Source organism: Chroogloeocystis siderophila 5.2 s.c.1, from assembly GCF_001904655.1.
Classification (GTDB): Bacteria; Cyanobacteriota; Cyanobacteriia; order Cyanobacteriales; family Chroococcidiopsidaceae; genus Chroogloeocystis; species Chroogloeocystis siderophila.
This window is the reverse complement of sequence record NZ_MRCC01000016.1, coordinates 106,110-127,903: the sequence shown is the minus strand read 5'-3', so window position 1 is coordinate 127,903 and position 21,794 is coordinate 106,110. Positions and strand designations below refer to the sequence as shown.

At 43.0% G+C, this 21,794-nt stretch carries 22 protein-coding genes, 1 tRNA gene, 1 pseudogene and 1 riboswitch; of the genes and pseudogenes, 9 read left to right on the top strand and 15 right to left on the bottom strand.

The features are described from left to right. Positions 1 to 131 precede the first annotated feature (131 nt). A complete protein-coding gene (locus NIES1031_RS18435; RefSeq protein ID WP_218596853.1) occupies positions 132 to 344 on the bottom strand; it encodes a hypothetical protein in 213 nt (70 codons plus the stop codon). A gap of 54 nt (positions 345 to 398) precedes the next feature. Here NIES1031_RS18435 and NIES1031_RS18430 point away from each other — a divergent pair, with 54 nt between their 5' ends. Beyond that, on the top strand, positions 399 to 701 hold the full coding sequence (locus tag NIES1031_RS18430) for a Uma2 family endonuclease (protein WP_236738899.1): 303 nt from the start codon (positions 399 to 401) through the stop codon (positions 699 to 701). Between the two features lie 129 nt (positions 702 to 830). Here NIES1031_RS18430 and NIES1031_RS18425 read toward each other — a convergent pair whose 3' ends face one another. After that, positions 831 to 2,456 carry a hypothetical protein gene (locus tag NIES1031_RS18425; RefSeq protein ID WP_073550944.1) on the bottom strand — a complete coding sequence of 542 codons (1,626 nt, stop codon included), beginning with the start codon at positions 2,454 to 2,456 and terminating at the stop codon, positions 831 to 833. A 161-nt stretch (positions 2,457 to 2,617) separates the two neighbouring features. Continuing rightward, positions 2,618 to 3,310 carry a tetratricopeptide repeat protein gene (locus tag NIES1031_RS18420; RefSeq protein WP_073550943.1) on the bottom strand — a complete coding sequence of 231 codons (693 nt, stop codon included), beginning with the start codon at positions 3,308 to 3,310 and terminating at the stop codon, positions 2,618 to 2,620. 8 nt (positions 3,311 to 3,318) lie between these two features. On the opposite strand from NIES1031_RS18420, the gene NIES1031_RS26105 reads away from it, so the two are divergent. Together NIES1031_RS26105 and NIES1031_RS18415 are read left to right on the top strand one after the other, a co-directional pair. Further along, positions 3,319 to 3,447, top strand: coding sequence for a hypothetical protein (locus NIES1031_RS26105; RefSeq protein WP_269086026.1), 129 nt, complete (start codon positions 3,319 to 3,321; stop codon positions 3,445 to 3,447). A 48-nt stretch (positions 3,448 to 3,495) separates the two neighbouring features. Then, positions 3,496 to 3,638: riboswitch (cyclic di-AMP (ydaO/yuaA leader) on the top strand. A gap of 101 nt (positions 3,639 to 3,739) precedes the next feature. Next, the gene (locus tag NIES1031_RS18415; RefSeq protein WP_073550942.1) at positions 3,740 to 4,408 is read left to right on the top strand and encodes a universal stress protein; all 669 of its coding nucleotides are present in this window, start codon (positions 3,740 to 3,742) and stop codon (positions 4,406 to 4,408) included. Positions 4,409 to 4,475: 67 nt separating this feature from the next. Here NIES1031_RS18415 and NIES1031_RS18410 read toward each other — a convergent pair whose 3' ends face one another. The 4 genes from NIES1031_RS18410 to NIES1031_RS18395 all read right to left on the bottom strand — a co-directional run bounded on the left by NIES1031_RS18410 (position 4,476) and on the right by NIES1031_RS18395 (position 7,033). Continuing rightward, positions 4,476 to 5,018: a Dps family protein gene (locus NIES1031_RS18410; protein ID WP_041918801.1), complete on the bottom strand. Its 543-nt coding sequence runs from the start codon at positions 5,016 to 5,018 to the stop codon at positions 4,476 to 4,478. An 86-nt stretch (positions 5,019 to 5,104) separates the two neighbouring features. Next, the gene (locus NIES1031_RS18405; protein ID WP_178378178.1) at positions 5,105 to 5,791 is read right to left on the bottom strand and encodes a helix-turn-helix domain-containing protein; all 687 of its coding nucleotides are present in this window, start codon (positions 5,789 to 5,791) and stop codon (positions 5,105 to 5,107) included. A 463-nt stretch (positions 5,792 to 6,254) separates the two neighbouring features. Continuing rightward, positions 6,255 to 6,746: a Dps family protein gene (locus tag NIES1031_RS18400; RefSeq protein ID WP_073550941.1), complete on the bottom strand. Its 492-nt coding sequence runs from the start codon at positions 6,744 to 6,746 to the stop codon at positions 6,255 to 6,257. Positions 6,747 to 6,769: 23 nt separating this feature from the next. Beyond that, positions 6,770 to 7,033 (bottom strand): ParB N-terminal domain-containing protein, encoded by a 264-nt coding sequence (locus tag NIES1031_RS18395; RefSeq protein ID WP_073550940.1) that lies wholly within the window; start codon positions 7,031 to 7,033, stop codon positions 6,770 to 6,772. A gap of 173 nt (positions 7,034 to 7,206) precedes the next feature. On the opposite strand from NIES1031_RS18395, the gene NIES1031_RS18390 reads away from it, so the two are divergent. Continuing rightward, a complete protein-coding gene (locus NIES1031_RS18390; RefSeq protein WP_073550939.1) occupies positions 7,207 to 8,970 on the top strand; it encodes a SpoIID/LytB domain-containing protein in 1,764 nt (587 codons plus the stop codon). A gap of 79 nt (positions 8,971 to 9,049) precedes the next feature. Here NIES1031_RS18390 and NIES1031_RS18385 read toward each other — a convergent pair whose 3' ends face one another. Then, positions 9,050 to 9,349, bottom strand: a complete 300-nt coding sequence (locus NIES1031_RS18385) for a ferredoxin (protein WP_073550938.1) — start codon at positions 9,347 to 9,349, stop codon at positions 9,050 to 9,052. Positions 9,350 to 9,621: 272 nt separating this feature from the next. On the opposite strand from NIES1031_RS18385, the gene NIES1031_RS18380 reads away from it, so the two are divergent. Continuing rightward, positions 9,622 to 10,611 (top strand): Gfo/Idh/MocA family protein, encoded by a 990-nt coding sequence (locus NIES1031_RS18380; protein ID WP_073550937.1) that lies wholly within the window; start codon positions 9,622 to 9,624, stop codon positions 10,609 to 10,611. 213 nt (positions 10,612 to 10,824) lie between these two features. On the opposite strand, the pseudogene NIES1031_RS18375 reads toward NIES1031_RS18380, so the two are convergent. After that, positions 10,825 to 11,130, bottom strand: a pseudogene (locus tag NIES1031_RS18375) (winged helix-turn-helix domain-containing protein); the annotation flags it as partial. A gap of 440 nt (positions 11,131 to 11,570) precedes the next feature. On the opposite strand from NIES1031_RS18375, the gene NIES1031_RS18370 reads away from it, so the two are divergent. Next, entirely contained in the window at positions 11,571 to 13,085 is a 1,515-nt protein-coding gene (locus NIES1031_RS18370) for a serine/threonine-protein kinase (RefSeq protein ID WP_073550936.1), read from the top strand. A gap of 559 nt (positions 13,086 to 13,644) precedes the next feature. Here NIES1031_RS18370 and NIES1031_RS18365 read toward each other — a convergent pair. From NIES1031_RS18365 to NIES1031_RS18345, 5 genes are all read right to left on the bottom strand, one after another. Continuing rightward, positions 13,645 to 13,839, bottom strand: coding sequence for an NblA/ycf18 family protein (locus NIES1031_RS18365; protein ID WP_015186531.1), 195 nt, complete (start codon positions 13,837 to 13,839; stop codon positions 13,645 to 13,647). Between the two features lie 340 nt (positions 13,840 to 14,179). Continuing rightward, positions 14,180 to 14,902: a Stp1/IreP family PP2C-type Ser/Thr phosphatase gene (locus tag NIES1031_RS18360; RefSeq protein ID WP_073550935.1), complete on the bottom strand. Its 723-nt coding sequence runs from the start codon at positions 14,900 to 14,902 to the stop codon at positions 14,180 to 14,182. A 20-nt stretch (positions 14,903 to 14,922) separates the two neighbouring features. Beyond that, positions 14,923 to 16,635: an ABC1 kinase family protein gene (locus NIES1031_RS18355; RefSeq protein WP_236738900.1), complete on the bottom strand. Its 1,713-nt coding sequence runs from the start codon at positions 16,633 to 16,635 to the stop codon at positions 14,923 to 14,925. Between the two features lie 147 nt (positions 16,636 to 16,782). Then, positions 16,783 to 17,118, bottom strand: coding sequence for a DUF6825 family protein (locus tag NIES1031_RS18350; RefSeq protein WP_015186534.1), 336 nt, complete (start codon positions 17,116 to 17,118; stop codon positions 16,783 to 16,785). A 120-nt stretch (positions 17,119 to 17,238) separates the two neighbouring features. Next, on the bottom strand, positions 17,239 to 19,986 hold the full coding sequence (locus tag NIES1031_RS18345; RefSeq protein WP_073550934.1) for a CBS domain-containing protein: 2,748 nt from the start codon (positions 19,984 to 19,986) through the stop codon (positions 17,239 to 17,241). A 241-nt stretch (positions 19,987 to 20,227) separates the two neighbouring features. Here NIES1031_RS18345 and psbZ point away from each other — a divergent pair, with 241 nt between their 5' ends. The 3 genes from psbZ to NIES1031_RS18330 all read left to right on the top strand — a co-directional run bounded on the left by psbZ (position 20,228) and on the right by NIES1031_RS18330 (position 21,313). Next, a complete protein-coding gene (psbZ, locus tag NIES1031_RS18340) occupies positions 20,228 to 20,419 on the top strand; it encodes a photosystem II reaction center protein PsbZ (protein ID WP_073550933.1) in 192 nt (63 codons plus the stop codon). A 151-nt stretch (positions 20,420 to 20,570) separates the two neighbouring features. After that, entirely contained in the window at positions 20,571 to 21,146 is a 576-nt protein-coding gene (ribH, locus tag NIES1031_RS18335; protein ID WP_015186537.1) for a 6,7-dimethyl-8-ribityllumazine synthase, read from the top strand. A 95-nt stretch (positions 21,147 to 21,241) separates the two neighbouring features. Further along, positions 21,242 to 21,313, top strand: a tRNA-Gly gene (locus NIES1031_RS18330). A gap of 26 nt (positions 21,314 to 21,339) precedes the next feature. Here the strand turns inward: NIES1031_RS18330 and NIES1031_RS25100 are convergent. Then, a complete protein-coding gene (locus NIES1031_RS25100) occupies positions 21,340 to 21,651 on the bottom strand; it encodes a hypothetical protein (protein ID WP_218596852.1) in 312 nt (103 codons plus the stop codon). Positions 21,652 to 21,794: the final 143 nt, after the last annotated feature.

Genomic DNA, 21,794 nt, shown 5'->3' with positions numbered 1-21,794 from the left:
CCTCATCCAGATGCTCTCAAAACTGGATAAACTGTCCTTTTCTAAATGGGCTATTCACCTCGGATTTGCTATGACAAATTTTATTTATGAAACGGAGTGGTAAACTTAAGTAAAATGCTCAATAATCAACATTATTCTAGCATTTCTGAATCAATACCTAAAGCATTGAGTTGTTCGGGAGAAAGCGATCGCAACTTCTCAATAATTCTTTCACGTTTTTGCCGTTCTACTTCCGCACGTTCTTCGCCTGTTAACAACAAATTACCATCAGTATCCCACCACCGTAACCACGGTAAATTTGCATTTTGATACGATCCTTGCCAAATTCCTAATTCTACACGCATCGGGGTGATCGCATAATTTACTCGCTCATTCAGTGATATTATTTCACATATATTATGTATTATTTAACACATCTACTTAGACATTTTCAACGCTTAGTTATAGAGGTACTTTCTGATAGAACAGAAGCTTTTGATCGAGGTAAAAAGTTTAGTGACTACCGCCACTTAGGCTCACTACAAGAATATGTATTAATTTCGCACGACACAATGAACAACGTAGAGTGTTTCCGTCGTAACGAAAAAGGGCGTTGGGAACTTTATCCTTATGAACAAGAGCAAGAAATACACCTAGCTAGCATTGATTTTTATTGTCCGATAGCAGCCATTTATGAAGATGTAGCAATATCAAAACCTTAAGTAGTTAAACCAACCTCCCTAGTGTCCTCTGTGTACTCTGATGCACCGACACTTTGCTTCCTTCGGGAAACCCGCCCCTTACGGTTGTGTCCTCTTCTGTGGTTCGTTTCCTCAACATTATATTATCTACTAAACTATTTTCTCACGCAAATCACCTACATAATTATTCAGCAGCCGAATAACTTTGTATGCTAATTGATTAAAAAAATGCTCAGTTAAAGTATCTTCTCCACCCCAAATGGGAATTTTCTCACCAAGTTGGGTAAAAGTATCATAAACAATAAATTGTGCTACTTTACCGCGCTTACCAGCCGTTGAATAAACAAGTTGACACGGATAAGCAACAGTACCCACAAAGGGAATCAAACCAACAACAAAAGCAATCCAGGGTATTTCTTGACCTTTTAACAAAGCTTGAATACTTCTGTAACCTGTGTAAATCGATCTAAAAATAGGTCCATCAGCGACAAACAAAAACCCTAAACCTATTTCATCGATTACTCCGAGTGCAAAAAGAGAAGGAATTACGATAAACTCTAATGATTGGATAATTATCTTAAGTGCAACGTGAATACTAAAGTCAACTAAATAACCACTTCCGTGTTCTTTATCTAACCGTGATTTCAAAAACTCTGCTTCTTCGAAAATCAGTTGTTTTCGGTCGTGCCAGTCATCGATGCGATCGCTAATTAAATCTCTAGTAAACTGTAGACGATAACGTTGCGAAATTAAAACTCTCCAGGTTTGTGAAAAAAAACGTCGAAATGGAATTTTCTTTAGTTTGTTAATTATTTTAAGCGGTAATTTAACTATCAACCGTAATATTTTTTGCCAAGCTCTAACAATTTCTCTTAAATACCACTGTCCAATATGGCGAGAATACCAATGTGCTTGTTGTTGATTAATTTTACCTTTTTTGAGTTGGTAATGAATACTTCGCTCAACTCGCTTGAGCGATTTCCATTTACTTTGATGTTGGTCTAAATTATTAGTGTCTGCAATAATTGCAGTATATTTATCTCTACCTAACTTCTCTGTTATTTCTGTTTTGTGTTTCTCTAAATATTTTTTTAAAGTTCTGATATCAGCATCATCAAATAAAGGTTGCCCATGCTTAAATGACATGGGAATATAGTATGTAAAAAGCTTTAAAACATTTAATGGAGCAAGTGCAGGAACACCTGATTCTAAATCAATCCAAGCATAGTAATAATTGAATTTACCATTTGTGTCATTATGTTCTACGTCTGTCAATAAAAAGTTATTTAACGCAACTGGATTTCCTTTTCCTGCTTGCCAAACCAAACCATCAAATCCTGCATCAATTAACTTCTGTTGAAGTGGTATCATTATTTGATGGACTAAATCAGGTAATTCGCGTTTTCGCAGTCGAGTAAAAGGCTGAGATAGTGAAACGCTTCTACCATCAACAAATTCTGTATCGATTTGATATGCTTTTTGCTCTTGATTCCAATCAGTAGCGATCGCATCTGAGACTTTCAGTTGTGAATCAAACCAATACTCAACTAAAGCACCTAAAATTTTACGGCGGTAGTATGCACATTGAATGATATCTTCATTCCAAATATAAGGGTTAGGCGCTCCTAGAAAAACATAGTGAACCAATTTAGTGAGCTTGTCGCCTGCAAATATCTTTCTAGCAATGCTTTCATCTTGACTCTTGATCAGGAAAACCTGTCCAGATCTACCTGCACCAAGAAATTTTTCGTTCTCTGTTGTTTGTGCATCTACCATGCAAAGAATCCCTCTATAGGCGTATACTCTCAAAGCAATCTCAAATAGCGATCGCTCAGTCTAGTGGTATAAATCCAAACAGAATGACTGTTGTTTTAGCGAATTCTTACAGAGTATACGTCTTCTGGACTTGCTGGCATCTAACTTGAGAATAATCTACTTTATGCTACAGAAGGGTCATCATCTGACTTTAAGTCTCTTAACAGTTGTTCTAGCCGATAAGCTTGATCGAGGCGATTTTGGGCTTTAAAGATACTCAAAGCTTTTTCTAAGGATGCTAAAGCCTCGTCGCGTCTTCCCTGTTGCCAAAATGCTTGTCCCAAATGTGTCAAAGCTTCACCATACTCAGGATTAATTTCTAGTGCTTTTTGATACTCAGCGATTGCTTCTTGCCATCGACCTTGACGTGCTAAAACCATACCGATCGCATTATAAGCTAAGGCATAGCGCGAATTATGTTCAATTGCTTGTTGATAGGCAGCGATCGCTTCCTCGGCTTTTTCTTGACGAAACAGTACATTTCCCAGTTTGTAGTGCGCGACAGCATACTTTGGATATCTTTCAATTAACTTACGTAAAAGTTCCTCGGCTTCGGTAAATTTCGCTTGACTGTATAAAGCATCAGCAGCTTGAATGAATCGAGTTCGCTCCTCATCTCGGTTTTCGCCCATCTGCGCTAGCTGGAATTCTTGCTGAGTTGGCAATGCGGTTCGGCGTGCAATTACATTGCTGTGATTGTGATTTGTTGCAGATGTTTTAGCGAGCACCGTACGAGATGTACTAATAACTGTTAGACCGAGTGCTAAGTACCCGAAAGGTTTAATCCATGCAACTACTTTGAACTTATGGTTCATCGCATTAAATGCCTGAGGCGTTATCTTTTCATCTTAGATTTTTACCAATAATTTTAGAGTTTGTGCAATCAACTGAAGCGCGATCGCTCTTGTTGTTGATTGATGTCATGATTGATGATACGATCTACAAAGTTTGAGTAAGTCAGCCTAATCTAGATACTTCTTTTAAAGTAGTCACTTAACGCATTGAAAGAAAGCTAGAGCGGAGGAACCAAGTTATGGGGCGTATCTATTAAGCCTTAATTATCTAATCAGCCCAATTAAGGTAGAAGGACATCTCTCAGTCCTAGCCCGTCAGCTAACTTCGTAGGCATCGAGAGGAGACTGAAGAGTAAGCATTGTCACAATGTCTTGTATCTCATTCAGTGTCTGAGGCTCGTACTGCTCAGTTTTTTTGTACCTGCTTTTGACATAAGGTTATCTAAACGCATGAATATCAAGCCAATGCTCGCGCGTCTACAAAGCGCAATGGGTACGAATGCCATAGAAAGAATGATGTTGCTACCACCAGCATCGCATCGTCAAAATGCGATCACCACATCTGTTAACCTTGTTGTTGGTTATAACAGTTCTCCTAACAGTCAGACAGCTTTAGATTTGACACTATGGATTGCCCATCAAACTCGCTTAGCGACTCAAAAGCAAGTGACTGTTCGTGTAGTCTATGTTGCCGAAGAACACGCTCAGCGGCATCATTGTCCAACTTCTCCTGCCTTTGATATCAGCAGATTTTACAACGAGAAGCCTTTGCAGCAATCAGCCCAAATAGCATTTCAACCGGTAGCAAGTTCATCTCCTTGGAAAATAGCAATACAGCCGCGCATTACATCTCCCGATTTATTTGAACAAGCTGACCTGATTTTATGGCAAGCAAAAAGCCTTGCAGCAGAATGGCGAGGTTCGCTTGTGACTCATCTGCGATTTGGTGACGTCGCTCAAGAACTTAGAGCCGTTGTGGAGTCAGAAGATGCAGCTTTACTATTTTTAGGCTGCAACTCAGCAAATCACCCTATTGTTCAGCAACTTGGTAATGATTTTCCGTGCGCTGTTCTAGGTATGGACTTTGCCACAGGAAAGACACTTGCTTGCGTTCACTAAATAAGCAGTTGCTCCCCAGGCTTGGGGGCGAGGAGAGCAAATCATACTTCTGTTCAGCAACGCCCAATTATTTTACTTGAGCAGGAACTTTCATTTCAGCCTCAGGCTTAGAACCATCTGCTTTTAAAGATTCGCCTTCGATAAAGGAGCGTAACATCCATGCCATTTCTTCATGCTGCTCCATTAAGCCTGTAAGAAAGTCAGATGTACCTTCATCATGAAATTCTTCAGAACACTGATCAACGTGATCGCGTAGATTGCGGATAATTTGCTCGTGATCGTCTACTAGCTGAGCAACCATTTCAGTAGCTAGGGGAATATTGTCTTCTTGCTCTTTAATAGTAGAGTTTTCTAGAAAACCTTTTGCGGTACCGACAGGAAAACCACCTAATGCACGTACGCGCTCAGCGATCGCATCAATGTTTTCGGTTAAAGCTGTGTACTGCTCTTCCCAAATTTCGTGGAGTGAGCGAAATTGGGGACCAATGACATCCCAATGAAACTTTTTAGTTTTGATGAGAACTAGATACGCGTCAGATAAGTCGCGGTTAAGTAATTCAACTACACCCGCGCGTTGTTCGTCAGATAAACCAATATTGATCTTACGCATAATTCCTGGTTTTACTCTTCTTGTTCGTCCATACATAGTGGAACAAATCTCAGCCGAGAAGAACATCAGCCAAAGGGGAGATTGTTTCAAGGACTCCACGGGGCGACATAACTTACTTGCGCGCGCTTCAGTAATTTTTCTCCATGACGGTAGCCTGTGTAACGTACCTTAACGCGATCACCTGGCTGTGCAGTTCCTTCTAAGAGTTGATGTACTTGTGGGTCATATGGCAATTCTGCTCCTACAGGTGCGATCGCTTCGACTCCCCAAGATTGCAATAACTGTTCCACAGGTCGCATTAAAGGTAACAACCGCACAGCAGGTAATTGCGGATTTTCCTGCGCTTTTTGTGCTGCTGTTGGCCATTGCACCAACCAGGACTCAAGCTGTTGTAGACTTGATTGCTGAAACTCCTGCCATAAGTTTTCGCGCTGCTGTTCGAGTAAGTGCTGCAATCTTTGGTACTCTTGTTTTAATGTATCTGGCTGCTGTAGCATTGCCTGAGTACTTGCACTAGAAAAAGTATCTAATAACTCATCTAATGATACTTGTAGCACTTGCGAAAGCTTGAGCAGAGTTTCCACACGCATTTGCCCAACTTCGCCACGACGTAACTTGCGAATCTGTTGCGGCGAAACTTCCGCTGCATCAGCCAACGCTTTGAAACTCGATAAGCCTACCTGCTGCATTTGTGTTTGTAACGCAGCAGTAAGGTGATCGGAATCGGAAGTTAATTCTGGATTCCTACTTGAGGATTTGTCTTGTGCGTTCATAGCTTAATTGTCGCAACAATAAAGCCATATCAAAAAACACGGATGAGAAAACAACCTTAATCTTTAAACCTCCTGCGTATAGCAGTTTCGTTGAGGTAGTTAGGACATTGAACACGCCACGCGTAAGTTGAAACAGTCTTCCCACACTCTCTTCACTGTCCACTGTTAACTGATCTCTGCTATGAATGCGATCGCGAATGAATATCGCACCTAAATAAACAAAAAGGCATGCCCTACCCTCTCACAAATCTTGTTTTAGTGTCTGAAGGTAGGCTTTGCCTAGATAGCTCCGAAGGGAGTCGTAGGAAGAGTGCAATTCATGCAGGAGGTCTTATTAATTACTAAGGCTTCTTCCTTACAACAAATCATTTTGCGCCAAGATCTCCTCAAAGTCTCCCACTTGTGGGGATTAAAGGGGCAAAATCACCTTAACTAAAATCTAAGCTCAGACCTCTGAACCCTCTTACTGCTCTAACAAGCTGCGAAGCATCCAAGCATTCTTTTCGTGAACCTGCATCCGCTGCGTTAAAAGATCCGCCGTCGGCTCGTCGTTGACGCGCTCAACAACAGGGAAAATTGAACGTGCGGTGCGGACGACTGCTTCTTGACCTTCTACTAATAGCCGAATCATGTCTTCAGCTTTGGGAACACCCTTCGTCTCTGGAATCGAGCTTAGCTCGGCAAATTCGCTATAAGTTCCAGGTGCTGGATAGCCTAATGCGCGAATTCTTTCAGCAATTTCGTCTACCGCACTTGCTAACTCGGTGTATTCTTCTTCAAATAGTACGTGCAATGTTTGGAACATTGGACCTGTGACGTTCCAATGAAAATTATGCGTTTTGAGGTAGAGTGAGTAGCTGTCTGCAAGTAAACGTGAAAGCCCTTGCGCAATTTCTTTGCGATCTTCTTCGTTGATGCCAATGTTGACTGGCATGACTTTACTTTGAGTTTGCATACAATTCTCCTGAATGAATATTTTTAGGCTAAGTGCATTTTTAGTACAGCACGAGGGGCTTTGCGGACTCTAGCTAAAACCGTCTCTTTCCCCAATCGCTGACACGCTTCGTAGCGGTGACACCCTGAAAAACCATAGTACTGCCCATCAACTTCGAGGACATCAATCGGTTCTTGTTGTCCAATTTCTCGAATTGATGCCATTAAAGCAGCTACCTTGTTCGGATCGTTCTCGCGTGGCAGTGGACGTTTGATTTGATTGAGCGGAATTTCTCGTACCTTCACCATAAGCCTTGCTACCTCTTCATTGCTTATATATAAATCATACTCGTTATGACTTTAAGTTGCAAGTTTTTTGAAAAATCCTCAAAAAGGAACTAAAATAAGCCTCCACAGTCCTCGGAAATAAAGCTATTCTGAGAAAAATTACGCTACTAAAACGACCAGGCGAGGAAGCAGTGATGGCGACGCACACACAGAACAATGCAAAGCACGCGAAAGTTGAAGATGCCTGCTGTGTCAACTTATCAAATCGTCAACTTGCATTCGGTTGTGTTTCCTACAATTCGCACGTGTTAGCTTTTCTCGCGTTGTGGAAGCGAAATCAAAGCCAAGTACGCGCGCGCGTCTCTTTATGCGTGACAACGGTTGTTTTGTGCGGTACAGCAACTGGGGCGATCGCCGCGCCAGCATCTGAGCCAGAACTCAAAATTGGAGTCGTACAAAGATTTGGTGCTAAACCGACTGATGTTTTAAGTTTACAAGCAACTGCAGGCGATCGCTTGACAATTCAAACCAAAACCAAAGACAAGGAAAAAACGCTACAAGCAACCAACGTCAAGCTAGAAACCGTCATGGAACCGCTGCCTAAAGCAACTTTAGCCGAGCGAGTCGTGCTGAGTACGCACCGAAGTTTTGAAACGGCGGAACATAGTGCTAGACAGTGGCAAAAAATGGGTATTGAAGTTGAAATTGCGCAACCAGAACGGTGGCAAGTTTGGGCAAAGCGCGATGTTTACAATTCACCACTGCTGCGACGTTTCTTATTGTTGAGTTTACAGGTGAAGGGTAATCGCAATGCTTACCTCGATACTCAAGTATTGCAACAAGTACCGCAAGTCAATTTAGTCGTTGATGGTCAGCGCTACACCTATCAAGAAATCGACATTACAACGAACAAAAACTTAATTCAAGTCAGTGAGGGCAAAAATCAGCGCGATTTGCGGCTGTATGCAGGCAGAATGCGGCTACAACCAAATGCTTATGGCACTTATACATTAGTTAACGAAGTTCCGCTAGAAACTTATTTGCGGGGTGTCGTCCCGCACGAAATTGGAGCGAATGTGCCTTACTCGGCGGTAGAAGCCCAGGCAATTATTGCACGGACGTATGCCTTACGCAACTTACGTCGGTTTACGATTGATAACTACGAACTGTGTGCAGATACGCAGTGTCAAGTTTATAGAGGTTTAAGTGGTACGGTTCCGCTAGCCGATCGCGCGATCGCAGCGACGAAAGGAAAAGTACTAACATACAATAATCAACTGGTAGATGCGTTGTATTCTTCAACTACAGGCGGCGTTACGGCAGCGTTTAGCGATGTTTGGCAAGGAACAGATCGTCCTTACCTACAACCTGTTATCGATGCTGCTGGTAGTGTGTGGAACTTGTCGGGACAAAGCTTAGCTGAAGAAAAGAATTTTCAGCGCTTTATTGGTTTACAGCAAGGATTTAACGAAGCTGGCTGGAGTATGTTTCGTTGGCGCCAAGAAAGTAGTTTAGTCCAGATTACGCAAGATTTGCAGCGCTTTTTCAAGGCGAATAATAGCCCCTGGGCAAATCTGAAACAGATTTATCAGATGCAAGTCACTGAGCGATCGCCTAGTGGACGCATTCTGAAACTCGCAGTACAAACGGATATAGGAACAGTTGTTTTAGAAAAAGATGAAGTGCGTAGCGCGTTTGCTGCACCGCGCAGTACGCTATTTTATCTGCAACCACTCAATAAAGGCACAAACTCACTGTGGGGTTACGCTTTTGTGGGCGGCGGATTTGGACACGGTGTCGGTTTAAGTCAAACCGGTTCGCAGCGTTTAGCAAGGTTAGGTTGGTCAAGTGCGCGCATTTTGAATTTTTATTATCCTGGCACGCAAATTGAAACTTTGAGCGATCGCATTACCTTCTACTCGGATGAAGCTTTTTCAGCAGCTAACAAAACAAAATAAAGCAGGAACGTTTGGCGATTTAATCTCGTTCCTGCTTTATAAATCTGCTACATTGATCAACTGATCGGCATTACATCGATTAGTAGAGGTCTTCCTCTTTATGGGTTTCGATGGTGCAATCAGAAGTGGGGTAAGCCACACAGGTTAGTACGTAGCCAGCTTCGATTTGGTCATCGTCTAAGAAAGACTGGTCAGATTGATCGACTGAACCTGACACAAGTTTACCTGCACAGGTTGAGCAAGCACCCGCGCGGCAAGAATAAGGTAGGTCTAACCCTGCTTCTTCAGCAGCGTCTAGAATATATGTATCATCGTCAACTTCAATCGTTTGATTCAGTCCTTCAGACTCATTGATTAAAGTGACCTTGTAAGTTGCCATTCAACAGTCCTCTCTATTTGCAACGGCAGTATAAGATAAACTAAAGCAAACTTAGGGCTTTGCTTATCCGCAAAGTCCGGTATATTTGTGTTCACTTCATCTCTGATACTACGAGAAAAACCATAGCTTGTAACCCCCCATTACCCCCGATTTTGCAGGCGATTAGTAATGAAATTTAGTTATTTAATCCTAATTAGTTATTCTTATGAAAGAGGTGAGTGGTTAATGACGAGTGGCTAGTAGTTAGAGAGTAGTGAAGGGGAAGAACTAAGATGCGTGGGTTTGGTTATTCTGAAGAGCGTTTGGTACGTGTAGGGATTGTTGGTACTGGGTATGCGGCGAAATTGAGGGCGGAAACGTTTCAGAAAGATGAGCGATCGCAAGTTGTTGCCATTGTTGGTCATACACCAGAAAAAACGCAAGAGTTTGCCCAAACCTATCAAGCCGAGGCGTTAACATCTTGGGTGGACTTAGTACAAGCTGACATAGATTTAGTTGTTATATCAAATGTTAATAAAGAACACGGTGCGATCGCAACAGCAGCATTGCAAAATAATAAACACGTAGTAGTAGAATATCCGCTAGCACTCGATGTTACAGAAGCTGAAAATATTGTTACCTTGGCGCGCGATCGAGATAAAATGCTCCACGTTGAGCACATCGAACTACTCGGTGGCTTACACCAAGCGCTAAAGCAGAATTTACCGACAATTGGTGAAGTTTTTTACGCCCGCTACGCGACAGTGACACCTCAACATCCTGCGCCACACAAATGGACGTATCATAAAGACTTATTTGGTTTTCCCCTTATTGCAGCACTTTCGCGCTTACATCGCCTGACAGATTTATTTGGTGAAGTCGCATCAGTTCGTTGTCAAAATCGTCATTGGGGTGAAGGTGAGTTTTATCAAGCTTGTTTGTGTACGGCTCAACTTCAGTTTACGAGTGGTGTCATTGCTGATGTAACCTACGCTAAAGGCGAAACTTTATGGCAAGATGAACGCAAGTTTGAGATTCACGGCGAAAAAGGCGGGTTAATTTTTGAAGGTGATGCTGGTAAGTTAGTGCAAGCAGAACAAACAACATTGATTGAAGTCGGTTCGCGCCGTGGTTTATTTGCTAAAGATACAGAGATGGTGTTAAATCACTTGTTGACAAATACGGATATGTACGTGAGTCCAACTGCGAGTTTGTACACATTGAAAGTTGCAGATGCCGCAAGGCAATCGGCGGAAATAGGGCAAGCAGTAGTTATTTCGTAAAAGTATTTTGTATATGTGTACCTACGCGATCGCTTATCCTAGTCAGATTAGCGGCTCATTATGAGAAATTTTCTATTAAGAAAGCGAAACTAAGTAATTCTTCTAATGAAGATAATAACTGCGGCAGAACATGATTATCTATGGGAAGTAGGACTAAAGCACGATGAATGTTTTGACGATACCAATGGATTTGATGAGATTGGAAGATGCCTAACCTAGAGGATGTTCGTCCATGCACCGCACCTCGATTTCAGCGTTTGGATATCGAGCTTGAAGAAACTTGAGCCTCAAATTCAGTTTTTTCCAATTTTCTTGCTCTAGAAGGTCACTCTCCCCATGTTCTGGTCGCGGAACACGCAGTCTATATCTCATTTGTTGTAGATACTCCCACCCCCGATGGCGACTGATACGTTTTCCTGTCAGTTCACTTAACCAATCTGCTACCTTGCGACCATTCCACAACCCACCATCCGGTGCTTTGCCTTCCAGTACCTGCCACAGTTGCGCTTGTTGTACATCCTACTTTATCTAGTGTTGAGCTATAACGAGCTTTCAGGTCTTCACTGGAAAGATGGCGTTCTCGATGGGCTTTTCTTGTCATTTTTCCAGCTTAGCTTATCACTTGACTTTTTTCTGCCAATTTGGTAATAAACCATTTCACGAAATAAAAACTACACATCATTTCTCCTTTGCTCCCTATTTGTAGTAATTTCAAAATGAAATGGTATTAGTCCCTAATCCCTATTAGAGTACCAAACAAAGCCAACTTCTCAGTATAATCCCGCTTGGAGATTTCTTACAATTGAGGTTAAGTTTGTCTTGTAACTAGTCTGTGTAATGCTTTTCAGGTGCTGTTGTTTAGCTAACATATAAACCCAAGCAGCAGATTAATGTTCTTTATTACACAGCTAATACTGGCTAGTGCCATAAAACCCTATCACTGGTCGATTTAACTTCGTATGACAGATCCCAACATTGGTCGCTTAATTGCTCAGCGGTATCAACTTCAAGAACTCATTGGAACAGGAGCTATGGGTCAAGTTTATCTCGCCAATGACCTATTGTTGGGTGGTGTACCTGTTGCCATTAAATTTCTCGCGCTCTCGATTCAAAACAACAAAATTAGAGTACAGGAACGATTTGAACGCGAGGCTAAAACTTGCGCGCTTCTTGGTCAAAAAAGTATTCACATTGTCCGCGTCATGGACTACGGCGTAGACGAAAATCGAATTCCATATTATGTAATGGAATACTTGCAAGGAGAAAGTTTAAGTGAGATTGTCCGAATACAACCACTCACTTTGACACGGTTTTTGAGTTTTGCGCGTCAACTCGGCTTAGGACTTCAAGCAGCACATGATGGTATTCCGGTTGATGGGGAACTTTGTCCGATTATTCACCGTGACATCAAGCCCAGCAACGTTTTAGTCACACCCAACCCTAGTTTTGGGGAATTAGTCAAGATTCTTGATTTTGGGATTGCGAAACTACTGCAATCAGATAGTTCTCAAACAAACTACTACTTGGGAACATGGGCGTATTCCTCGCCTGAACAAATTGAGGGTAAGGAACTCGACAATCGGTCAGATATCTACAGTTTGGGTGTAATGATGTTTGAAATGTTAACAGGTAAGATGCCTGTACAAGCAAATACCAACTCGTTTGGTGGTTGGTATAAAGCACATCACTTCCACGCACCGCGCTCCTTTAGCGAAATAAATCCTCGCTTGGAATTACCACAGGCGTTAGAAATTTTAGTGATGCGCTGTCTAGCCAAAAATCCCAGCGATCGCCCCCAAAACATCAATGAAATTCTCCAAACGATTACATCTCTAGAACAACACGAGCCAGTACAATTTACTGCCCAAGATAAAAATATACCAGCTTCTTTGCAGACCAATCTTGCTAGTACGCTTGAGAAGTATTCAATTACTGCTGCGGGTATTGATGAAATACCTTCTTGGCCAAAAAATAAACCAATCGCAGATATTGTTTTTCCGCATCCGATCCGCGTACACAATCAACTAACAGCCACTTTATGGGTCATGCTACCAAAACAAGAGATCGAAAAACGGCTACAAGGTACGCGTTACAACCAATTTTTATTTCTAAATGCTCCGCATCCAATGATTTTATGGCTTACTGTCTTACACAGCCAGGAACATACGCCCAAATGGCTACCCTACTACTTAGACTTAAAATCTTCTCAAGGTATGGAGTTAGCAAAACTCTTACTCGAAACTGGATACTATAAAATCCTATTGTTTACGCGTGAATCTCCGCAGCGTGCGTTTGCTTGTCTGCAAACTGAGATTGCACCTGCACAACGCCAATTATTACAACAGTGGGTTGCTATGAGTCAAAGCGCGGTTTCTACCGCCTCTCCACAGCTTAGTCGCGGTCTTCTAAAAAAAGAGTTAGAAAAAATTAAGTCACAAGTAATTATGAAGTTAGCAGCAGTCCACAATAGCTAAATCGTTGTTTATGCACTATAACAATTGAAGAGATGCTTAGGACATGGTAAAAGGTCAATTTTATTACTATAGCTTGCTTTTAACCCTGATCTCTGACTCCTGCCACACTACAAAAACTTTTTCGTTGCATAGCTATTAATTAACCTCATGAGTCTTCACACAAAAACTTTCTGAAACTCTTACGCCTTTGTGTTGTAGATATTTCAACGCTAGTTGTAAATAATGCGACTCTACCTGCAAGCGTTTTTCTTTGTGGTTCCTTTTTTAGGTAGCGAAGTCTGCTTAAAGCCGATTTGAAGTGAAAATTGAAGGCTTATAGTTAATAAATATAGTTTCTCATGCTGCGTAGAAATTTTACGTACTCAACTCAACGAGTTAGTTTTAACGTTGTATATCTCTGGGAAATATCTGCGTGGCTTTGTGAAGCTTAGATAGCAGTTGGTTGAATTTCTGACGTTCTTGTTTGTTCGGAGTTGACGCCCCAACACCCCCAGTTCTTTTCCCTGCTGGAACCGAGCAAGAGATGGAGGTCGCCTACTGCGACATTGGGTTGTGTGACTTAAGCCCAGCTACCTCCTTCTAATCCCCAGTGATGCTTCAGCAGCTGCTTGTACGTTGCTTCACGCATCACCATCTGTTGATAGAGCTTAACCAAGAAGTCTTTGGCTTGCTCGTGGCTCATGTTCTGTACTTGTGTTTCAAAGGAGCGGATACTGAACTGTTGTTCCAAAGAAAGTTCGATCGGCTGATCCATAGCTAACTCCAAACAAGATACTTGAGGGTACTAGTGACTCTTAAAGTAGGAGCAATTGTTGTACTCTCTACATTTAGGTCTATTTTTACAAAATATAACAAATAGTTGACAAGTTGCGCATACTCCCCGATGAATAGTTATTCTAATCAAAAGAAATAGCCTTAACCTCGGTGAATTCCAGGAAGGCTCAAGTTAGTTTTATCAAGTTACAAAAAGTAAAAATGCTCAAATTGAACAACTGTTAAGTATATATACTTAAAAATATTTTGAATTTCAGGAGAAAACTGCTATTTACCAAAAGACTGCGATCTTCAGGAGTATGGATACCGAACGAAAACCTTTACTCAAGTTCAACGATCGCTACGGTGATATTATCATGCCCACCGCTTGCTAAGGCAGCTTTCAATAAGGCAGCTGTTGCTTTCTCGATCGCAGGGTTTGATTGAAGATGAAAAGCAATTGCTTCGTCAGCGAGTTCTTCTGTCAATCCATCTGAACATAGCAGCAAGCGATCGCCACTTTGAACGTTGAGCATTTGCAGGTCAATTTGATCTAGCTCCTCGCGACCCAAACAGCGCAACAGAATATGTCTCCAGGGATGCGCGCGGGCTTCTTCTTGCGTAATATCACCTTGGTGTAAAGCCATATTCACCCAAGTATGGTCCGCGGTGATTTGTTGTAGTGCTGCACCACGAAACAGATACAGGCGCGAATCACCAACGTGCGCGATCGCGGGCTGTTGGTCGCGAAAAACGACAGCGACGGCGGTTGTTCCCATATCGCCGCATTGCGGCTGTAATTGTTGTTCTCGAACAATCGCGAGATTAGCCTGCTTAAAAGCATTTTCTAATAAGACTTTCGTTGCGTGATCGCTCTGCCAATGTTGCAATAGATAATTGCGAATAACTTGTGTTGCAATACGACTCGCTTCTTCGCCGCCTGTATGACCGCCCATCCCATCAGCGACAATAAAAAACCGCCCTTCCGGATCAATGTAGTAAGCATCCTGATTCGAGAAGCGTACCAACCCTGGGTTACTAAGACCCGTGAAGCGCAGTTTCATAGTTGCCTGAGAAAAAAATATCAATACATTCGGTCGTATCGGTCAATGCGGATGAGCAGTCGAACAAGCGCTACCCCTACTACTGCGGCGATCGCCGCAGCAATAATTGCCAGCCATATATAATGATTGACTAATAATAGCGTAGCGGACAGGGTAAAAGCACTGATAATTATCGTGTAGTTTGTTCCTAATTGCAGGTTACTTTGCCGACGTAATAGCCGCTCGGTTTCGATTGAACGTACGCGCACGCGAATATCACCCCGTTCTAGCTTTTCTAGTGTATCCTCTAGACGTCTTGGCAGTCCGAAGGCAGTACTACCTACCTGGGCTGCTTGGCGACCTAATTCGTTCAGAAAGCTATTGCCTTCAATACCATTGCCGTTAGTCATAAGATCCATCGCAAAAGGTCTAGCAACTTCCATAAAATTAAATTCTGGATCTAAGCCCTTACCGACACCCTCTAATGTTGAAAATGCCCGCATCACGAACGTAAAAGTTGCCGGAAAGCGAAAGGGCTGGTCGTAAGCAATTTCGTATAGATCGTCACTAATTGCCGCCACCGATTGATTCTCAAATGGCTTGTCCATAAAGTGATCGAGCATATACTGCACCGAGCGTCGTACAGGTCCCATGTCATCAGTGGGTACCAATGCTCCTAATGCAACTAAAGAATCGATAACTTGTTGCGCATCTTTTTGGGCAATACCAAACAGCGTCTTCATCAGTTGTTCGCGCACGCCCGTTTTGATCTGCCCCATCATGCCGAAATCGTAGAAGATTAGCGATCCCTCTGGACTGACCGCAATATTACCTGGATGGGGATCGGCATGAAAGAAACCATCATTGAGTAGCTGTTGTAAGTATGCTTCAGCACCTTGACGCGCTACCAATTTTCTGTCGATTCCTGCGGCTTCTAGCGCTTCATAGTGACTAATCTTAATTCCAGGTACGTATTCTAGAGTCAGTACTCTAGAAGACGTGTAGCGCCAATAAACTCTGGGAACTTTTACCCAATCGTAAGCGCGAAAATTGCGTCGAAAAGTATCCGCATTCCGCCCTTCATTGATGTACTCAATTTCCTCCCACAAAATGCGGCAGCACTCTTCATAAATTCCAATCCAATCGCGACCGCGCCCCCATTTAGGATGATTTTGGAAGTATTGCGTAATTCCTCGGAGAATTTTTAAATCAATTTCAAAAAGCTTGCGTAATCCTGGACGCTGTACCTTAACGACAACGATTTCGCCTGAGTGCAGTTGTGCTTTATGAACTTGACCTAAGCTCGCGGCGGCGATCGGAATCGGTTCAAAACTTGTGAAGAGTTCAGGAAGTTTTTTGCCGAGTTCTTGCTCAATAATTGTTTCTACTTGCGCGTAACTAAAGGCGGGTACTTTGTCTTGCAGCTTAGCAAGTTCTTCGACGTATTCACTCGGAAACAAATCTGCACGCGTCGAAAATAGCTGTCCTACCTTAATAAAAGTTGGTCCCAAGTCTAGCAGCTTATTGCGAATCCAAATAGCCTGGCGTTTGCGTCGCGCACTGCGCTTGGCATCAGTAACTCCACCTGAATAACTCCATGATTTATTGTTGTACCAAAAACCAGCCAGCAATCGAATCACAAACAGCCAGATGTCAACAAAACGGCGTTTGCTTGAGTAATTTTCCCGATTCCAACGGTAGGACTTCTCTCTATAGCCCGTCTCCAGATTATTGGTATACCGTAGGGTTTTCACGGAGTCAGCAGGAAGAACAGACACTCAATGTTCCTAAGTTTGTTTGCTAGAAATTCTTCAAACGTTTACAGGGAATTTTTAGTCAAATTATGACTGAGATAAGCGTATTTTCGCCTCTACCCTGCGAGAGCTACAACTTTTCAGGTTTTAGTTGCTTGTGCCAGAATTACTGCGATAACGCTGTATTTCTGTACGTAATAAGGCAATTTCGGCACGGAGGTCGTCAATCATTGCCTGTGTATCTACAGGTTGGGTATCTGGGGTGACAATTGTCGTTGTCGTTCTACCTCTGGTGGTCATTTCCATTTCCCGATTAGCCCGTTCCATGACTTCATCCGAAAACTGGCGCATTTGTTCTCTGAGTTCGGCATCGAGTTTACCTAGTTCGCTGAGCGCGTCTGTTAAGGTATTTTCTAGCTGCTCGTTGAAAATTTCAGCAACGGCTCTACCGACAAAAAAAGCTTGGACAAAAGGATTACTCATAAATATTTTTTTACATGCATCCGCAAAAATTATAACTTGCTTGTCTGCTCTACTGCTGCGGAGTGTGAGGAATAGATCGTCTTAAACAATGATTAATAAGCGATAATCTTAGCTGATTTTTTATTGTGGGTAGCGGTTCTTGACAAAGGCGATCGCCCACTTGCGGAGTTCTTCAGAATTCGTACTGTGGTTAATCTTACCATCGAGCGTTGCGGCTAGTAACTCGTCTAAAATGATGCGGTACAGCGGTCCAGGTTTGTAACCCAAAGCTTTTAGGTCATTGCCGTTCAATGGTGGCTCAATTAGCCTCCAAGAGTTAAAATACTGCCAAATTAACCGTCTCACACGACGATTGGTGCGGATAGCGATTAAAATCAGCGTTGGTGTATCGTAACGACGAAGTAACTGTACCACTTGACTGGGTTGCTGATAGGAAAGTAACAATTCCTCAATTTTGGTTTGTGCCTCACTTAATGATGCAAGGCGTTTGATACTATCATCAGGAAGTTGTAAATTTGTCGCGACCTGCGCGCGGTATTCGGGTGATAAGTGAGCCGCGATCGCTTCGAGTCGCAGTAGCCAATGATGTAGATTTTGTTGCCAGTCAAGTTTTTGTTGTAAACAGCGTTCTAGCAAACGCAGTTGTCGCCACAATTCGCGATCAGGTTCTAAAGTTGGGTGGATACACTTGAGTGCGCCTAAATCAGAAAGAAGCTTCAACGCCCGCTTCCAATAAGGTGCTTCTAAGATATATTTCAGTTCGCCTTTAAGACGCGTAGACAATGCAGGCGTATCTCCTTGCACGCGGTTGTAAATACCACTAGCGATACAGTAGCGGATATAGCTTTCCGTTTCGGGTTCAATCGTAAAATCTAGCCGTACAGCAAACCGCACTGCCCGATAAATCCGCGTGGGATCTTCAATAAAACTGTTAGCGTGGAGAACACGAATTTGCTTGGCTTGAAGATCGAGAAACCCGCCAAAGAAATCTAATAACTCTCCGGCGCGGGGCGATGTTAGCCGAATTGCTAAAGCGTTGATTGTAAAGTCTCGGCGATACAAGTCTTGACGAATCGAACTCGCTTCAATTTCCGGATTAGCTGCGGGGTAAGGATAAAACTCGGTTCTGGCTGTGGCAATATCTACCCATAAAGAATCAAAAACTGGGTCTTTGTGCCATAAAAGTGCTGCGGTTTGAAACGCGCCGTGAACTTCTAAGCGGACATTGGGATAAATTTGCTGTAATTCTTGGGCAAGTTGGACACCTGCACCGATACCATTGTTGGCAACAGGACCATCTACAACTAAGTCAATATCAGTGAGAAGTGAAGAATTATGATTGAAGGTGCTTTTGTCTGAACCGTACTTGTCATGCCGAAAGTAGGTTAGTAGTAAGTCGCGTACTGCACCACCAACAAGATATAAATGCCAGCCGCGTTGCGAAGCGTGGGTTGCGGCTTTGATGAGTAATTCCCAGAGTTGTGGGGCTAAGCGATCGCGCAAAAGTTGATACGCGCCTTGTCGGTAGTTGGGTAAAATGCTATCCCTAGCCGTTTGTTCCCTGCTGGTTTCTGCTTGATGAATTTCGCGCAGCACATCAGTACGCGTCACAATTCCCACTAGTTCACCGTTATCTAAAACGGGTAGCCGTCCAATGTCGTAAGTCACCATGAGTGACTCAATTTCGGGTAGTGTTGTTGTTGGAAGAATTGTTTTAACATTCGTTTTCATGTATCCCTTAACAGGTGCATGACTAAAGCCATGATGCAGCGCAATATCAAGATCGCGGCGAGAAACAATACCAACAAGTTGACCGTTATAATCAGCAACGCATAAGCCTGAATGCCCGTAGCGTAAAAGAATCCGCTGTGCTTCACCAATCGTCGTTTCAGGGCGAATTGTGCGTACAGGTGAAGACATTAAATTGCGGGCGATCGGTGGCTGGGGAGTTTGTTTTTTTAGCTTGTTTAAAATTGCTGTCAAAGTTTGTTTGACATCGACACTGCGTAGCGAAATTGATGCGGCTTGCGAATGTCCGCCACCACCAAATTCTTGAAAAACTTCATTGAGGTTCGTTCCAGGAATTCGCGATCGCCCGATAATCGTCAAGCGTTCGTCGTCTATATGCTGTGCAGCTAAAATGAGTGCATCGCTTTCGGTAATTTCCATCAGCTGCGAAGCAAGGCTGGATAAACCCATGACATAACCTGTGGTTTCTAATAGTACCCAAGCTATGTTGTAGCCGCTGATAACTTCGGTTTGCAGGTCGGCTAAAGCTGTTGTCAGTAATTCTTGTAACTCCGGTGATAATCCAGGATCGATATAGTCGCGAATGACGCGTAAATTTGCCCCTTGGTTCATTAGCCATGATAAGGCGATCGCATCGCGGGCAGTTGCTTGGGTAAAAGTCAGCGATCCGGTATCAACATGAATCCCTAATGCCATCACCGTGGCTTCAATTGAGTTGACACTGATGTTGTGTTGTTGTAATTCTTCGACGACTAAAGTTGTCGCTGCGCCGACAGGTGCAATTTGAATTTGTGTCGCGGGAATATCCGTTGCAACATCTACGTGATGATCGTATACGCGAATCGCTTCTAGTTGCGGTAAATCTAACCACTCGGCTGCTTTACCTAAGCGATCGCGCTTTTGTGTATCGACTACGACTAATGAACGAATTTGTTCAGGATGAACCGCACGGCGTTCAATTAACGGATACTCGTCGCGATGTAGCGCTAAAAAATCACGCACCGCCGGATGGCTACCACCTGTTAACACGATTTTTGCCCCAGGAAGCAACCGCGCAACGCCAACAGCTGCACCCAGTGCGTCAAAATCTGCTGTTGTATGACACAAAATTAAGTCCATATTTTATATAGCAGGGGTCAGAGGTCGGAGGTCAGGGAAAGAAGCATTACAGCACATTGACCACATTGCTATGAATTCAAGCAGCAGGGCTATGATCTTATTGTCATGCTTGGCAGTTGCTTTGATGTTACCTAAAGCGATCGCCTTTCTGATAGCGTACAAATAAGGAATAATCAAAAGTATAGTCAGCTTTACGCTCAACAATTTTGTTCACCTTGTTGCTGTTTTGGGAGAAGCACCAATGCTCACAATTTTATTTCAAATTGCTTTAGTTGCTTTGGTTATTATGTCATTTGCTATGCTAATTGGCGTTCCAGTTGCTTACGCTACGCCGCAATACTGGAATGAATCCAAAAGGCTACTTTGGGTAGGTTCGATTGCTTGGATTGCTCTAGTCTTTTTAGTCGGTGCGCTAAACTTTCTCGTTGTTTAAGACTGCACAGCAAATTACTAGCAATATCAAGATACACTAGTACTCTGTGGGGGCAATGACTATATTGCCCCTATATTGTCAAAGTAGCGTTGCAAGAAGACAAAGCAGCAGATTTCATTAAGACATAAAAGTATGAGATTTAATTATAGTTATGGCAGTTTTTGAGGGTACTTTTGCGCAAACTGAGCCATTACGCTTGGCAATAGTCATTGGGCGATTCAACGATTTAATTACGACTAAGTTACTGGAGGGATGCCAGGATTGCTTAAAACGTCATGGTGTTGACGTTAATCCGCATGGCAATCAAGTAGATTATGTTTGGGTTCCTGGAAGTTTTGAAGTTCCAGTCGTCGCGCACCAACTCGCACAATCGCGGCGCTATGATGCAATCATTTGTTTGGGGGCGGTGATTCGCGGGCAAACTCCACATTTTGATTACGTTGCTGGTGAAGTGGCTAAAGGAATCGCCGCCGCTGGCTTTCAAACGGGAGTTCCTGTCGTTTTTGGCATTTTGACGGCGGATACGATGCAGCAAGCGTTGGAAAGAGCAGGCATCAAAAGTAATAAAGGCTGGGATTACGCAATGAATGCCCTAGAAATGGGTAACTTGATGCGTCAACTGCACTCGCGACTCGAAGTCGAATCGTATCGAGATTCGCAGCTACCTGTAGCCCTCAGAAGTGCGCAAGCGCCAGATGTCTCTGTTGCTCCCGAAGCAATGGGTTAGAAGTATTTGCTTAGCGATTAGCAATTAGCTGATCGCTCACAATGGGGGTTGACAAATTGTGGTTAACTTGCGAAGATAAGAATTGCACAAGTTTTGCGGGTATAGCTCAGTGGTAGAGCGTCACCTTGCCAAGGTGAATGTCGCGCGTTCGAATCGCGTTACCCGCTTAAGTAAAAGATCAAATCATACTACCCTAGATATTTGTATTGAGAGGTTTAGCGATCGCATCAAGCTGTAACATAGTTTTTCTATTAAATATGATTTCACTCTTTTGCAGAACTCTGACATGACGAATTAAGACTGCCAAAGGGTTTATTCCTCGCGTCATTAGCCAAAGTATCCAGTAAATAGCTTTGCATGTGTTGAAGGCTGAGGTTCGAGTCAGCCATTCATGAAACGCGACACGGGCTTCATCGAGTAGCCCGTCATACTCTGGCACTATAGTGGAGTTGTGGAATACGGGTGAGTTAATTCCATGAATTCCGCTAACCTTTGATTTCCCCATCTGAATTCTTTCTAGATAGAAAACTTCAATGTGGTACAAATCGTGATGACACAGGCAATAACCACGCAGCTTTACAGCGCTATTTTCTATCTTTATAGGCTCTGTACTAATACAACCAAGTAATTTTTTGATCTGCCCTCGCA